This is a genomic window from Rhizobium sp. Rhizsp42 (genome assembly GCF_047304155.1).
Lineage (GTDB): Bacteria > Pseudomonadota > Alphaproteobacteria > Rhizobiales > Rhizobiaceae > Rhizobium.
Genome location: NZ_JBGLYS010000014.1, coordinates 110,224 through 125,066 on the forward strand (window position 1 = coordinate 110,224; position 14,843 = coordinate 125,066).

Consider the following 14,843-nt stretch of genomic DNA (forward strand, 5'->3'; position numbering starts at 1 on the left):
TTCACGGGTTTTCCCGCTTATTCGAGGGGTGGGGCTGGCCTGAGTGGCCGGTTCGCACGTGCAGATGTTTCAGGTGCAAGAGGATATCGCGATGCCGCGAGGGCCTCTCGCTATGCCGTCCTGAGCACCGGTATGGCCGGGGAGCGCTCCAAGCGAGCGGCCTCCTCGGCGTGCCATTTCTGATAGGCGGCGCGGCCCAGTATCGAGATCGACGTGTCCTCCTGTGGTGCGTGCACCAGCACCGATTGAACGTCCCTGAAATGCCGCTCGATGCCGAGATCGGCATTGAGGCCGGGATTGCCAAGGCCGCGCACCGCGATCTGCACCGCCTCACGCAGCTGGCGGCCAGCGATCAGGCGGGCCCGGATCAGTCTTTCGGCAGCACCATCCGTGGATGCGAGCGCGCCAAAAATGATCTCGCGGGCGCCGGAAACGAGAAGGTCGATTTCGCCCGAGAGGGTGACGAACCTCTCGGTCCGCGCGATCGGGTGGCCAAGGTTGGAGGGAATGCGTTCATGCGCGAAACGAATGAAGGCCGATTGCGCGGCTTCGGCGGCGCCGAGATAGATCGCGGTCAGCGCGAGGTTCATCGCGGCGTGGGCGCGGTTATCCTGCTGAGCAACCGAGGGGTCGACCAGTTCCAGTGCGTTTTCCGCGGGGACTTCGACATCGACATATTCGACATCGTGCGAGCCCGTCGCCCGCATGCCGAGGCTTTTCCAGTTTTCGATGACGCGAATGCCCGGCAGGCCGTTCGGCACGACGAATGTCCCGACCCGAGCCGAGAGCTCGTCCGTGTGCGCCCAGACGAGGAAGTGGGTGAGGCCATGGGCGCCCGTCACGAAACGCTTGCGACCGCTGATCGCCCAGCCGTTCGGCGTGCGGCGCGCAACGGTGGCGGGAAGGCCGCCACGGGCGGGCGAGCCCAGCTCCGGCTCGACGCGCGCGGCATTGAGGAGCAGCGGACGCTCTTTCGCCTCGGCGAGCAGGCGCCGATAGAGATCATCAGGCCAGTGACTCTTGGTTGCCTGGCCGAGATGATTGAAGATCGTCATGGCGCTGATCAGCGCCACCGATGGATCGCCCCGACCAAGTGCCGCGAGGATATGGGCGGCATCGCTCAGCGTACCGCCCTTGCCGCCGTAGCGGCTGGAAACCGTGCTTTCGAGCAGCCCGGCTTCATGGACGGCACGAATGCCGGCCCAGGGAAACTGGCCTGTCTGATCGGCTTCGGGTGCTGCTTCCGCGAGGATGCGCACGGCGTCATCAAGGGCGATCTTTTTATAGGGCATGCTGAGGCCTTCTGGTTGTCGGAGTGCATCCTTCTCGTCTCGTGAGGATGCCTTTTCAGGCGGACGCTGAGAGAGCTGCGGTCCGGCGCTGCGGCCGGACCGCATGCATCATGCGGCGTTCTTCTTCTTGGCGTTTTCCCGTTCGCGGATGCCCTCGCGCACCAGCGGCAGGATGTAGCGCCCGTAGTCGACCGCATCGTTGAAATTGTCGTAGCCTCGGATGGAGATCAGATCACAGCCGAGGTCGATATAGTCGAGAATCGAATCCGCGATGGTGCGTGGCGAACCCACGAGCGCGGTGGTCGCGCCGCTCGCATTGGTGGCGGTCACCGTCGGATACCAGAGCGCGCGGTCATGCACGTCGCCGCGAGCCGCGATATCGAGCAGGCGCTGCGAGCCCACATTGGCTGGCGGCGTGGCGTTGATCGGCGCGCGCGCCAAGCCCTTCTGACGGTTGGCGGTCAGCTGATCGAGAACCTTGTGGGCCTTCTCCCAGGCGAGTTCGTCGGTTTCGGCGACGATCGGGCGGAAGGTGACCCAGATGCGCGGACGATCCGTGCGGCCGGCCTTCGCGGCTTCGGCGTAGATCCGGTCGATCTGCTGCTTGGTCTCCTTGAGCGGCTCGCCCCAGAGTCCGAAGATGTCGCAGAGCGATCCACCGATACGATAGGCCGCATCCGAGGAGCCGCCGAGGGAGATCGGGATGAGACCGTTGGTGGGACGAACGGCGCTGCGGAACTGCTTGAACTGATAGTATTTCCCATCGAAGTCGAAGGGCTCCTTGGATGTCCAGGCGAGGCGCAGGATGCGAATATACTCTTCCTGGCGTTCGTAGCGCTCTTCCTTGTTGAGGAAGTCGCCTTCACGCGCCTGCTCATCGTCGCTGCCGCCGGCGATGAAGTGGACGACGACGCGGCCGCCGCTCAGCTGGTCGAGCGTCGCGAGCGATTTCGCCGCGACAGTCGGATAGACCGTGTTCGGCCGCAGCGCGACGATGATCTTGATGTTCTTTGTATGCGCCAGCACCGTGGCGCCGAGCGTGAAAGGGTCGAAGGACGACGAGGAGTAGGGAATGAGGGTGTAGTTGAAGCCGTAGTCGTCAAGGGCGCGTGCGTAGCGTTCCAGAAAGAGCGGGTCGACGGGCGCATCCGGCAGCGGGTTCAGGTCGTTCGACGCGTTTGGAAAGCTTACGCTGATGAATTCCGCGGTCATGGGATCTCCTTGATGGTGACGGCCAGTGCTTGGACGTTAAGCAGTGGCGAATTGATAATGAAGAGAGACATTTCTATTTCTATAGAAAAGATAGAATATTTTGCTGCCGTGCGGTTTTGAGTGAGGGCGGTGGTCGCTATGTCTGCTCTGCTTGAGGCTAGAAGCCGGGCGTCCAGCCAAGCGCTGGCGCGACCGTGCGGGAAAGGTCGGTCAACAGCCTGATGTTGTCGGGCAGGCCGAAGGCGGGGGGAAGGAACAGCACCACCTCGTCGGCGGCCGCAAGGCCTGGGTCGTTGAAGACGGCGTCGATCACCTCGTCGGGCGAGCCTTGAAACACCGGCGAGATCCTGAGATCGGCGGATTGCGTGGGCGGCGCGAGCGCGCCGTTAGGGCGCGATGCGGCAATGCCCTTGGTTCGCCGCTCGAGATCGTAGGCGGCGTATTTCTCGCGGACGTCGGCGCTTGTGCCGACAAGGATAGAGGCGGCGACGGCGACCGGAGGCGGTTCGGTTTTCCAGAGCCTGCGCCAGGTCGACCGGTAGGCTTTGATGATCCGGGCCTGGTATTGGCCGAAGGTCTCGCCCTCGTCCAGGTCATGCAACACGGTTCCCGAGATCAGGCCGATGCCGAGTTCCGCCGCCTGCACGGCCGAGCTCAGGCTCGCCGAGCCCTGGCGGATACGCGCCCGCAATGTCGGGCTGTGCGGCGTCACCCGTAACTCGGCGCCTTGAGGTGCGCCCTGACCGGGTTCAGTTACGGTATGAAGCACCTGGCCCGAGATTGCAGCGAGAAACCGCGCCTGGCGGCGCTTGGCTTCAGTGCGCGCATCGGTGTCGGTGGTGCCGAACACGGCGTCGAAGGCAGCGTTGGCGCCCGTTGAGATCGCCAGTTCCAAGCGACCGCCGATCAGGAGATCCGTGGTGCCGGCCGCTTCTGCAAGCAGGATCGGATCCTGATAGCGCATCGGGATCACCGCAGAACCGAGCGTGATGCGGCTGGTGTGCTGGCCAGCGGCGGCAAAGAACGGAAGCGGCGAGGACAGATAGTGGTCGAAGTGCCGCTGGTAGGCCCAGCCCGATTGATAGCCGAGCGCCTCGGCCTGCCTGAACAGCTCGATACCATCCTTCAGGCCTTGGGCCGGACCGGTGTCGTCGCTGAACGACACGCGCGTGTTGAAACCCAGTCGTTGCTTCGGCCGGAAGCCCACAGGCACGGTATTGGCGGATGCGGCGATGGTCATGCGATTTGCTCCTGACGATTGACTTGCCGGAGCTTGCCGCGCGGCGTGGAGCGGCTTCGGCGATCCCCGCGGGGATAGATTCCAGCAGGGACGCGGTGTAGGGATCCTTCGGCGCTTCGAAAATCTCGGCGACCGTTCCATGCTCGACGATGCGGCCCTGCCGCATAACCGAGACGGTGTGCGCGAGTTGGCGTACCAGGGCCAGATCGTGCGAGACGAAGACATAGGTCAGGCCGAGCTTTGCCTGCAGCGACAGCAGCACCTCGACGATATCGGCCTGGACACTGACATCGAGCGCGGAGGTCGGTTCGTCGAGCACGATGACATCAGGCCTCAGCACCAGCGATCTGGCGATCGCCACGCGCTGGCGCTGGCCGCCTGATAGTGCGCCCGGCTTGCGGCCCAGCAGATGCTCGCCAAGCCCGACATCGGCCAGGGCCTCGCGAACGCGAAGGTTGCGCTCCATAGGCGTGCCGATCTTGAACCTGTCGAGCGGCTCGCGAACGAGGTGCTCGACCTTCCAGGTCGGGTCGAGCGAGGTGAACGGGTTCTGGTAGACGAGTTGCAGGTGGCGCCACACGGAGCGCAACGCGGTCCGGCTTTGACCAGTCACCGTTTCGCCGGCGACGGTGATCGCGCCGCTGTCGGGCTCCTCCAGTCCGAGCAGCAGCCGGATGGTGGTCGTCTTGCCGGAACCGGATTCGCCGACCAGCGCGTGCGTGGTTCCCGCGGGGACCTCGAAGGAGATGTCGTCCACCGCCGTCAGCGTCTTGCCGTCGACCGTGAACCGCTTCGTCACGCCGCCGACGGTGATTTTTGGCGTGCTACTGCTGTCCTTGAGAAGCGCGAGGCCGGGGTCGCGAAGCCTCGCGTAGCGGTTCGGATTGAGGGCTGGAACATCGGCATGCAGCTTGCGGGCATAGTCTGATACCGGTGCGGCGAAGACCGTCGATGTCCGGCCCACTTCCTGCGCCGTTCCGTTCTTGAGCACAACCAGCGAATCCGCGCGCTCGGCGGCGATCGCCAGGTCGTGGGTAATCAGGAGAAGGCTGATGTCGAGCTCATGCTGCAGGCGCGACAGCAGATCGAGAATCCGTTTCTGGATGGTGACGTCGAGCGCCGAGGTCGGCTCGTCGGCGACGAGAAGCGCGGGGCGGGGCAGTACCGCGAGACCGATCAGCACACGCTGGAGCATGCCGCCGGAAAGCTGGTGCGGGTAGGATTCGTAGACGCGGGCGGGATTGTCGAGGCCGACCTGCGCGAAGGTTTCGAGGATGAGCGCCTCGCGGATCGCCGCATTGGGTTCGTCGGTCAGCGCCGCGGCCTCCAACGCTTGCGCGCCGATCGTGCGAACGGGATTGAGCGCGTTGCCCGGGTCCTGCGGCACGAAGCCGATCTTGCGTCCGCGAAGCGGCCGGAACTGGCGCTCGGATTGCGCCAGTATGTCCTTACCGCCGAACACGATCGTCCCATTCGCCGCGCCGCCACTTGGCAGCAGCCGCAACACGGCACGCGCGATCGTCGATTTGCCCGATCCGGATTCGCCGATGAGCGCCAAGCTCTTGCCCCGTCCGAGTTCGAAGTCGACGCCATGGACCACCTCCTGGCGTCCATAGGACACCGAGAGGTTTTCGACGGCCAGGAGTGGTGCCGCGCTGGTCGCGACAACGGCGTCCTGCTGGGCGATGAAGGCGGTGTTCAGTCTGTTTTGCGAAGCCATCGGCTGATCCTGTTCACAGAGAGGACGGTCGCGATCGTGACGAAAGCGGGTGCATAAACGAGCCAGGGCCATTTGAGATAATCCTTTCCGATCGAGATCAGCAGGCCCCAATCGGAGGCTGGCGGCGGGTCGCCGTAGCCGAGGAAGGCAAGGCTGGCGATGACGAGGATGGACTCGCCGAATTGCAGAACGGCGAGCGGCAATACCGAGCGCGAGGCGTTCGGGAGTACATGGCGCAAGAGGATGTACCAGCGCGAACCGCCCGACAGGAACGAGGCCTCGACGAAGGTCGACTGCCGGGTCTTGATGACCTCCGAGCGCGTGACGCGCGCGAAGAAGGCGACGGCCGAGACACCGGTCGCGATGGCGGCGTTGATCGTCTCGAAGCCGATGGCCGTCACCACGATGACCGCCAGCAGAAACTTGGGAATGGAGAGCAGCACATCGACTAGCCGTGCGAAGACGATATCGACCCATCCGCCAAGAAAGCCGGCGACCAGCCCGATCAACCCGCCCGCCACGACGCCGATGACGACGGCGACGAGCGCGCTGGAGACCGACGAGGCGGTGCCGAAGACGACGCGGGCATAGACATCGCGGCCGAGATGATCGGTGCCAAACCAATGCGCGAGGCTCGGGCCCAGCAGCTTGTCGGCGGGAACACCGACAACAGGGCTATGGCTGGTGAACAACTGCGGCGCGATCGACCATCCGATCACGATCGCGATAATCGCGAATGATAGCACGACGGTGGCAGCGAGGCGCAGAGCGGCGAGCCGATCGGAGCCTGAGAGGGAGAGATTGGAAACGAGGCTCATGGATGCACCGCCGTTGTCGTGCCGAGCGCGCTGTCATCGGCCGTTGTCGGGCGACGCTTCGCGGCTCCGAGGAGCTGCACGCGAGGATCAAGCAGCGGGTAGAGGAGATCGGCGATCAGGTTGACGAGCACGAAGACGACGGCGCCAAGCGAGACGATCGCCTGCAGCACCGGCAAGTCCTGCGTGCTCACCGACCGCTGCACCAGACTGCCGACGCCGGTGCGTCCAAACACGGTTTCGGTGATCAGAGAGCCGCCGAGCAGCTCGCCGATGGTCAGCGCGACGACGGTTACGACGGGCAGCGAGGCGGGCTTGAGGAGATGCCGGACGAAGAGGCGCATCTGGCCGATGCCGCGGCTGCGCGCAACGGCGGCATATTCCTGCTCGGCTTCCTTGTCGAGATTGGCGATCAGAACTTCGGCGATCTGCGCGGAGACCGGAATGCCGAGTGCGACAGCGGCAAAGAAGGTCGCCCAAGCGCTGTCGGGGTTGATCACCCGGAAGAGGCCGAGCTGGAAGCCGAAGACGTGGATCAGCACTAGGCCGATGACGAAATTCGGTACGGAGAGGAAAAGCGACGGAAAGCCGCGCAACAGCCCCTGTCCGAACCGCTTGGGCACGAAGCGGGTGCCATAGGCGACCGCCATGGCGAGCACCAACGCGACCGCGAGGCCGGCGGCCGCCAGGATGAGCGTCGAGGGCAGCACCTCGCCGATCAGGGTGGCGACGGGTCTGTTGGAGCGCATCGACATGCCGAGATCGCCGGTCAGGAAGCCGGAAAGCGCGTTCCACAGCTGCACGATCACAGGCTTGTCGAGGCCCTGCGCGGCGATAATCTCGGCAATCTCTTCTTCGCTGAAGCCATTCTGCGGGTTGCGCAGGACGCTGGTGATCGGGTCGCCAGGCAGGATGCTGACGACCACGAAGGTGAACACATAGGCCAGCAGGATGACGACGGCAGCCTGGCCGAGCCGTTTGGCGGCGTAGGTTAGGTAGACATTGTTCATGCCGATGCCTCACATGTTTCAGGTGTTCGCGCGTCAGCCGACGAGCGAGGCCGTGTAGTAGCTGGCATAGGCGACGCCGTTATAGACCTCGCCCTTCAGCTTCGGCGACTGCACATAGATGCGCTGGACGATCTGCGTGCGCGGAATGAAGTAGCCCTGTTCGAGAACATATTGCTGCAGGTCGTCGAGGAGCGGCTTGCGTTCATCGATGGAGCCGGCGCCAGCGATCTTGTCGCGAAGGTCGTTGAGCTTGGCGTCGCGGTCGTCCAGCGCGAACCAGTTCTCGCCATTGTTCGCGTTTGTCAGGATGCTGGCGACCGTGCCGGCGTCGATGAAGCTGCGCGTCACCTCGTAGGTCGGGACGGCCGCTCCGCCGAACTTCACCTTTTCGCCGAAGGTCACGACGTCATAGGTCCGGATCGCAACCTTCCAGCCGATCTTGCCGAGTTGCTGGGCGATCAGCTCGTCGACCGACTTTGAGGTGGCGAGATAGGGGTTGGAGTGGATGGTCAGCACCAGCGGCTTGCCGTCCTTGCTGCGAATGCCGTCTGCGCCCTTTGCCCAACCGGCTTCGTCGAGCAGCTTTTCGGCCTTCTCGGGATTGTAGCTCAAAAGATCGCTGTGGTCGGTGGCGCCCGGCACGTTGCTCTGGATGAAGGACGTCGCCAGCTTCCAGTCCGGCGTATAGACGGTGTCGATGATTTCCTGCCGGTTGATGCCGGCCTGCAGGGCCTGGCGAACCTTGACGTTGTCATAGGGCGCCAGCTTGGTGTTGACCGCCCAGCCATTGACGAAGCCGAGATAGCGCGGCGTGGCGATGGTGAAACCTTCGTCCTTGAGCGACTTCAGCTCCTGCGGAGAGGCATTGTAGGCAATGTCGGCCTGGCCGGATTGAACCGAGGCGACCCGGAGGGATGGTTCCGACACCAGCTTGTAGGTGATGGAATCGAGGAAGGCGGGGCCGGTGTGGCCGACGGCTTCCGGTCCCCAGTTGTAGTCCTTGCGCTTGACCAGCGTGACGTGATCGCCCTCTTTCCAGCTTTCCACCACAAACGGGCCGCTGCCGGCGGTCTTGCTGAGGTCGGCCTGCTCAGAGGCCGGCAGCGCGATGCTCTTGGGAGAGATCAGGATCGATCCGTGATAGCCGAGCGTCGGTATGAAGCCGAGCGTGGGCTTCTTGAAGAAGACCTTCACGGTGCCGGCATCGACGGCCTCGGCGTGGTCATAGGTCTTGGGGAAGAGGCCGATCGGGTTGATGCCTTCATTCTTTCGGCCCGCGTACCAGATATCGAGATTGGCGACGACGGCGGCCGCATCGAGCGGCGCTCCGTCCGAGAAGGTCACGCCGCTCTTCAGATGAAGCGTGAATTCGGTTGCCTTGTCATTCTGTTCCCAGCGCTCGACCAGCCACGGGCTGACCTTGCCGTCCTGGTCGACGTAGAGCAGCTTGTCGGTGACGTGGCCCCAGATATGGCCCTGAAAGCTGGAGATCGCGCTGTTGTTCGGGATCCAGGTGTCACCGAGGGAATCGATCAGGAAGGTGATGTCGCCACCTTCGCGCGGCGCGTCGGCGGCCTGCGCGAAACGAGTTGCCGAGGCAACGAGCGCTGCACAAGCGGCCACGGATGTGGTGATCAACAGACGACGTCGGGAGAGGGAGAGCAGGGAGGAACGTTCGGTCATGGGTGATCCAGATGATGGGAGTGATATCTTGGTTATGGTGACGGGTCGCGGAGACGTGCGGGCGCGAGGCCTCGGCGAAGTGCCGCGACTTGTAAGGGTGCATGAGCGATAGGCGCGGGAGGAAAGCCCGGCGTTATCGGGCCGGCATGGTGGGGCACATCGCGCGCGGACCGTGCGTTCTGGTCTTTGTGTCGGTCATGAAAAGCTCCCTCGTTTCGGCTTCAAGTTCATGACGGACAGCCTAGCAGCGCATCCCATCGGAGAAAGATTAGTTATTCTTTTTCTATGGAATTTATAGATTAATTTGCCGGAATTTCGGACGCTGTTTGGATTGGTGTTTCAGGGCGTTTTCCAAGAGCGGACCTCACGTCCGATCGTCGAGCGCGGCCTCGATGCCGGCATGGTCTTCGCGCGCCACGAAGCGCATCGGTTCGAAGATTCGAACTGGCGGCAATGGGCCGGCAAAGCGCTCAAGTTCAACCCGCGTGATCTGCCCGGTCGAGCCCTGCGCCAGCTTAGACGTGCCGATGTCGCGCGTCAGGATGTTCGGGTTTCCGTGAATGCAAATGGTGGTTTCCGCTTCAGGATCGGCGGGCTCGAACCAAGCGCCGGTCGCCAGCTGCATCACGCCCGGCCGCACGTCGTCGCTGAGGATCGCGGCAGCGAGGCAGCTGCCGCGCCCGTTGAACAGCCTGACGATATCGCCGTCCAAAATACCGCGCGCGATCGCATCGGCGGGATTGATCCGGATCGGTTCACGACCGTCGATCTTCGTCGAGCGGCTGAAGGCGCCATAGTCCAGCTGGCTATGCAGGCGCTGGTAGGGCTGATTGCAGATCAGGTGCAGGGGATAGCGGGCTTCGTCCCCGGCCTCTCCTCTCGAGCCCGGCGGATACCATTGCGGATGGCCGCCGCAATCGTCGTAGCCGAAGCGCGCGACCGTCTCGGAGAAGATCTCGATCTTTCCCGACGGCGTCTGCAGCGGCGAGGCGTCCGGATCATGCCGGAACCCGTTCGCCGGGCCGCCATCGTCGGGCTTGCTGGGAAGGCGCAATTCGCCTCGCTCCCAGAATGTCTCGAAATCAGGCGCCTCGTGGTTGCCGGCGGCGAGCGCCTGACGCGTCGTCTCGAACAGAAAGGCCAGCCATTCGCGGCTCGTGCGGTTTTCGGTGAAAAGCTCGAACTTGCCGAGCCGCCGCGCGATCTCGGCAAAAATCTCGTAGTCATCCCTGGCTTCGCCGACCGGCTCGATCAGGTGCTTCATCGCGATCATCAGCTGGTCGCGATCCGCAGCACCTATGTCGTCACGCTCGAGCGTCGTGGTTGCCGGAAGCACGATGTCGGCGTGTCGCGCCGTCGAAGTCCAGGCCGATTCATGCACGATGATCGTCTCCGGCCGCCGGAACGCCGCCCGCAGCCGGTTGATATCCTGGTGATGATGAAACGGATTGCCGCCCGCCCAGTAGACCAGGCGGATATCGGGATAGCGAAGAGCTTGGCCGTTATAGTGAAACGCTTCGCCGGGGCCGAGCAGCATGTCGGCGATCCGCGCGCAGGGAATGAAATCGGGCACCGGGTTCTTGAACTGGTTGAGCGTCGGCAGCGGCACGGCGAGAAGCTTCTTGCCGATATTGCCGAGGGCACCGAGCGAATAGGAATAGCCGCAGCCATCCAGCCCGATCTGCCCGAGCATGGCCGCAAGCACGATCCCCATCCACACCGGCTGCTCGCCAAAATCGGCGCGTTGCAGCGAATGGCTGACGGTGATCAGTGTCCTGGACCGCGCCATGGCGCGCGCGAGGTCGCGGATGGCGTCAGCGCCGATGCCGCATATCGAGGCCGCCCATTCGGGGGTCTTTGGCATGCCGTCCGCGCGGCCGAGGAGATAATTCTCGAAGCGGTCGTAGCCGACCGTGTAGCGGTCGAGAAATTGGCGATCGTGCAGCTTTTCGCTGACGAGCACATGCGCGAGGCCCAGCATCAAGGCCACGTCGGTACCGGGAACGACGGGCATCCACTCGGCATTCACTTCGGCTGGAAAATCATCGGCCAAGGGGCTGACCAGCACGAAGCGCGCGCCGCGGGCGCTCGCCCCTTTCAGCTTCGGCAGCACGACATGGTTGCTGATGCCGCCGCCGTGCACATCAGCATTCTTGATTGCCATGCCGCCGAAGGCGACGATCAGCTCGCTGCTGCGCTCGATCGCATCCCAAGTGACGCTCTTGCGGTCGAAGCTGTCATAAGGGCCGAGCACATGCGGGATGATGACCATCGCCGCGCCGGAACTGTAGGTGTTGACGGAACGCACATAGCCGCCGAGCACATTGAGGAAGCGATGGATCTGGCTCTGTGCATGATGGAACCGGCCGGCGCTCGCCCAACCGTAGGAACCGCCGAAGACGGCCGTCGGGCCAAAAGTCTCGTAAACCCGGCGAAGCTCCGCCGCGACGAGCTCCGCCGCCTCCGACCAGCTGACTTCGACATAGTCGTCGGCGCCGCGTTTTTGCGCGTGGCCGGGCTTTCCCTCAAGCCAGCCCCGCCGCACGGCCGGTCGCCTGATGCGCACCGGACTATCGGCGATCGCCGCCAGATTGCCCAGCAGCGGCGACGGATGCGGATCATCAGGGTGAGGCTTTATCTCCAGCCGGCCATCGGCCATTCGGCCGGAGAACGCGCCCCAGTGAGAGCTGTGAGGTTTAAACGCATTCATGTCGAAACGCCCTCGCCATCGCGGTCGGTTGGAGAATGTGGGATCTATCGCGGAAGGATCTTTCCGGGGTTCATGATATTCTGGGGATCGATGGCGCTCTTGATGACCGCCATCAGGTCGACGGCATCGCCGTGTTCCTCGCGCATATAGGCGATCTTGCCCGAGCCGACGCCATGTTCGCCGGTTGACGTTCCGCCGACGGAAATCGCGTATCGCACCATCTTCTTGTTGATGGCCGCGACCTCCTCGAGTTCGGCGTGGTTGTCCGGATCGACCGCGAAGACGACGTGGTAGTTGCCGTCTCCCACATGGCCGAGGATGGCGGCGGGCACGCTGCAGGTCTCAAGCAGTTCGCGGGTCTTGATGATGCAGCCGCTGAGTTCCGATACCGGCACGCAGACATCGGACGACCAGCCTTTGGCGTTCGGGCGCTGCGAGACGACGGCGTAAAATGCGTTGTGGCGTGCCTTCCATAGGCGGTTGCGGTCCTCAGGCGCGTTGGCCCACTCGAAGTCCCGGCCACCAATGTCCTCGGCGATCGCCGCGACCATCTCGACCTGTTCCTGGACGCTGGCGGGCGAGCCGTGAAACTCGAAAGCCAGCGTGTCCTCGATCTTCAGCGAGAGGCCGGAATAGGCGTTCACCGCCTGGATCAGCCCACGGTCCATCAGCTCCATGCGGGCAACGGGTATGCCGAGCTGCACGACCGCGATCGCGGCGGCGACCGCCTGCTCGACGGTCTCGAATGAGCAGAGTGCGGCCGAGATGGTTTCGGGAATGCCGTAAAGCCGCAGCGTCACTTCCGTGATGATGCCGAGTGTGCCCTCGGAGCCCACGAAGAGCCGCGTCAGGTCGTAGCCTGCAGACGATTTGCGCGCCCGGCCACCGGTGCGGATGATCTGGCCATTGGGGAGCACGACGGTCAGCGACAGCACGTTCTCGCGCATCGTGCCGTAGCGCACCGCATTGGTTCCGGACGCACGCGTCGCGGCCATGCCGCCGATCGAGGCATTGGCGCCCGGGTCGATCGGGAAGAAAAGCCCCATGTCGCGGAGATGAGTGTTGAGCTGCTCGCGGGTGACGCCGGCCTCGACCGTGCAGTCGAGATCCTCCGCGCTGACGCGGGAGATCTGTGACATACGCGAGAGATCGATCGAAACGCCGCCGCGCGCCGCCGTCAGATGACCTTCGAGCGACGTTCCGGCCCCGAATGCGATGACTGGCACACCTTCTGCCGCGCAAAGCCGGACGATCTGCGCCACTTCTTCCGTGCTCTCAGCAAACACCACGGCATCCGGGATCGCCGGCGTGTAGTGGGATTCGCCGCGGCCGTGCTGTTCGCGAAGCGCCTGCGCCGTCGAGAAGCGGTCGCCGAAAAGCTGCCGCAGGGTTTCGCCGAGCGACGACGGAAGGGTGGGGGACATGATCAACTCCGCGGAAATAGTCTCGAAACAAACAAGCCGGGCCCCGTTACGAAGCCCGGCCTGGTATCAGGTCAGGCGACCAGCTTTTCGCCCTTGAGGTGACGCTCAAGGAAGTGAAGGCTGTCCTGTCCCCAGTAGAGTTCGTCCTCGTAGCGGTAGGTCGGAAGGCCGAAGACGCCGGCTGCCTTGGCGGTTTCGTAATTGGCCTTCCAGACCGCCTGCATGGCCTCGCTCGCACCCTGCTCATCCAATGCCGCGCCGTCGAAACCCTCGCCATCGGCGATAGCGCGCCGAACAGCGGCGTTGCCGATATCCTCGCCACCGGTCCAGAAGGCTTCCTGCAGCGCGCTCGCGAGCTTCAGCCAGTCCTGGCCGTTCTCGATCGCGGCGATCAGCATGAAGCCGGCCGGTGTCGGGTCGGAAAGGGCTCCCCGGTTTTCAAAGTTCAGTACCTTGCCGCGCAGGGCCGCCCAGCGCTTCAGGTCCTTCATCCAATAGGCGCGGCGCGCTTCCGGGCGATTGCGCGAGTAGATGCCGCCATTGTCCTCGATCAGGGGAATGACATAGGGCTTGATCACGGCATTCTGCTTTGCAGCGAGTTCGGCGAATGGGGCGAGGCCGATGAAGGCCCAGGGCGAGCCGACGCCGAAGAAATAGTCGATGGTCTTTGTCATTTGATGTCCTCTGGATGGTGTTGTCGCCGTTGGCCATGAGCCGTATTGAGTTGCAAACTCATTCCTCCCGCCCTGCGATGTCAGTATCCGCGCGCGGCTACGACGATATCGGTGAGCGTCTCCCCCGCCAGATAGCGGTCGAGATTGCCGTGCAGCTTGGCGGCGATGCGCTCCGCATTGTCTTCCGACGACCAGGAGATGTGCGGCGTCAGGCGAATTCTCGGATGAGTGTAGAAGACGTGACCTTGTGGCAGCGGCTCGGGGGCCGTCACATCGAGCGTGGCGGCCGAGACCTGGCCGTTGTCGAGCGCTGCCAGCAGGGCCTCGTCGTCGAGCACTTCGCCGCGGCAGATATTGATGACATGCAGACCGGGCTTGGCTGCCGCAAAGATCTCCGCGTTAACCGAGCGCCGGGTGGCCTGCGTCAGTGGCACGGCCAGAACGAGGTGATCGACCGAGCCGACCATCTCTTGCAGCGATGCGAAGAAGTTGACGTCGCCGGCTTCCCGGGAGGCCTCGCGCTTGACGGCGGAGACAGTCATGCCGAGAGCGTTGAGCTTTTCCGCAGCACGGCGGCCGATCGCGCCGTAACCGTAGATGCCGACCGATTTGCCGGAGACGAGACCGAGCGTGCGCTTCGTCCATTCGTCGGCGGAGCGCGCGAGCAGGCCGTCGAACATTTGCTTTTCGTGGGCGAAGACAGTGGCGACCACATACTCCGCGATTGCTTCGGCCGAGATGCCGCGACCAGTAGTGACCAGCGGTACCTCAAAAACCCAGTCGGGAAATGCATCGATGCCGGCCGACGCGATCTGCACCCATTTCAGGTTGAACGGCCATCCCTCGGGCTTCTGCCGGGAGGCTGAGTCCCAGCCGCGAAAGAAGGTGAAAAGGAAGTCCGCATCCTTCGGCACATCCCATGCCGGAGCGGTGTCGCAATAGCTGAGAACCTTCGGCTGGCTTGTATGAGTGCTCAGCTTCTTGGCCTGCTCGGGGTCCAGGTTGCAGGCGATAACGGGCGGCCGGTTTTCGGTCCAGCCGGTCTTTGATGACATGATGTGAG

Annotated in this window: 10 protein-coding genes and 1 pseudogene; all 11 read right to left on the reverse strand. The window is 63.8% G+C overall.

Annotated features, from left to right (window positions below):
* Window positions 1–110: 110 nt before the first annotated feature.
* Entirely contained in the window at window positions 111–1,292 is a 1,182-nt protein-coding gene (locus tag ACCD05_RS15580) for an acyl-CoA dehydrogenase family protein (protein ID WP_112436966.1), read from the reverse strand.
* Window positions 1,293–1,400: 108 nt separating this feature from the next.
* The gene (locus tag ACCD05_RS15585; protein WP_112436967.1) at window positions 1,401–2,504 is read right to left on the reverse strand and encodes an LLM class flavin-dependent oxidoreductase; all 1,104 of its coding nucleotides are present in this window, start codon (window positions 2,502–2,504) and stop codon (window positions 1,401–1,403) included.
* Between the two features lie 157 nt (window positions 2,505–2,661).
* Complete coding sequence (locus ACCD05_RS15590) at window positions 2,662–3,744, reverse strand: LLM class flavin-dependent oxidoreductase (RefSeq protein ID WP_112436968.1); 1,083 nt, start codon at window positions 3,742–3,744, stop codon at window positions 2,662–2,664.
* Window positions 3,741–5,464, reverse strand: a pseudogene (locus tag ACCD05_RS15595) (ABC transporter ATP-binding protein). Before ACCD05_RS15595 ends, ACCD05_RS15590 begins: the two are co-directional and overlap by 4 nt.
* The gene (locus ACCD05_RS15600) at window positions 5,443–6,282 is read right to left on the reverse strand and encodes an ABC transporter permease (protein ID WP_413393781.1); all 840 of its coding nucleotides are present in this window, start codon (window positions 6,280–6,282) and stop codon (window positions 5,443–5,445) included. Before ACCD05_RS15600 ends, ACCD05_RS15595 begins: the two are co-directional and overlap by 22 nt.
* Window positions 6,279–7,289 carry an ABC transporter permease gene (locus ACCD05_RS15605; protein WP_111562377.1) on the reverse strand — a complete coding sequence of 337 codons (1,011 nt, stop codon included), beginning with the start codon at window positions 7,287–7,289 and terminating at the stop codon, window positions 6,279–6,281. Before ACCD05_RS15605 ends, ACCD05_RS15600 begins: the two co-directional genes overlap by 4 nt.
* Window positions 7,290–7,322: 33 nt before the next feature.
* Window positions 7,323–8,972, reverse strand: a complete 1,650-nt coding sequence (locus ACCD05_RS15610; RefSeq protein ID WP_112950229.1) for an ABC transporter substrate-binding protein — start codon at window positions 8,970–8,972, stop codon at window positions 7,323–7,325.
* A gap of 364 nt (window positions 8,973–9,336) precedes the next feature.
* Entirely contained in the window at window positions 9,337–11,682 is a 2,346-nt protein-coding gene (locus ACCD05_RS15615; RefSeq protein ID WP_112989461.1) for a molybdopterin guanine dinucleotide-containing S/N-oxide reductase, read from the reverse strand.
* Between the two features lie 44 nt (window positions 11,683–11,726).
* Window positions 11,727–13,106, reverse strand: a complete 1,380-nt coding sequence (locus ACCD05_RS15620; RefSeq protein WP_112950541.1) for an FAD-linked oxidase C-terminal domain-containing protein — start codon at window positions 13,104–13,106, stop codon at window positions 11,727–11,729.
* A 71-nt stretch (window positions 13,107–13,177) separates the two neighbouring features.
* A complete protein-coding gene (locus tag ACCD05_RS15625) occupies window positions 13,178–13,780 on the reverse strand; it encodes a DsbA family protein (RefSeq protein WP_112950542.1) in 603 nt (200 codons plus the stop codon).
* An 80-nt stretch (window positions 13,781–13,860) separates the two neighbouring features.
* Window positions 13,861–14,835, reverse strand: coding sequence for an NAD(P)-dependent oxidoreductase (locus ACCD05_RS15630; protein WP_112950543.1), 975 nt, complete (start codon window positions 14,833–14,835; stop codon window positions 13,861–13,863).
* Window positions 14,836–14,843: the final 8 nt, after the last annotated feature.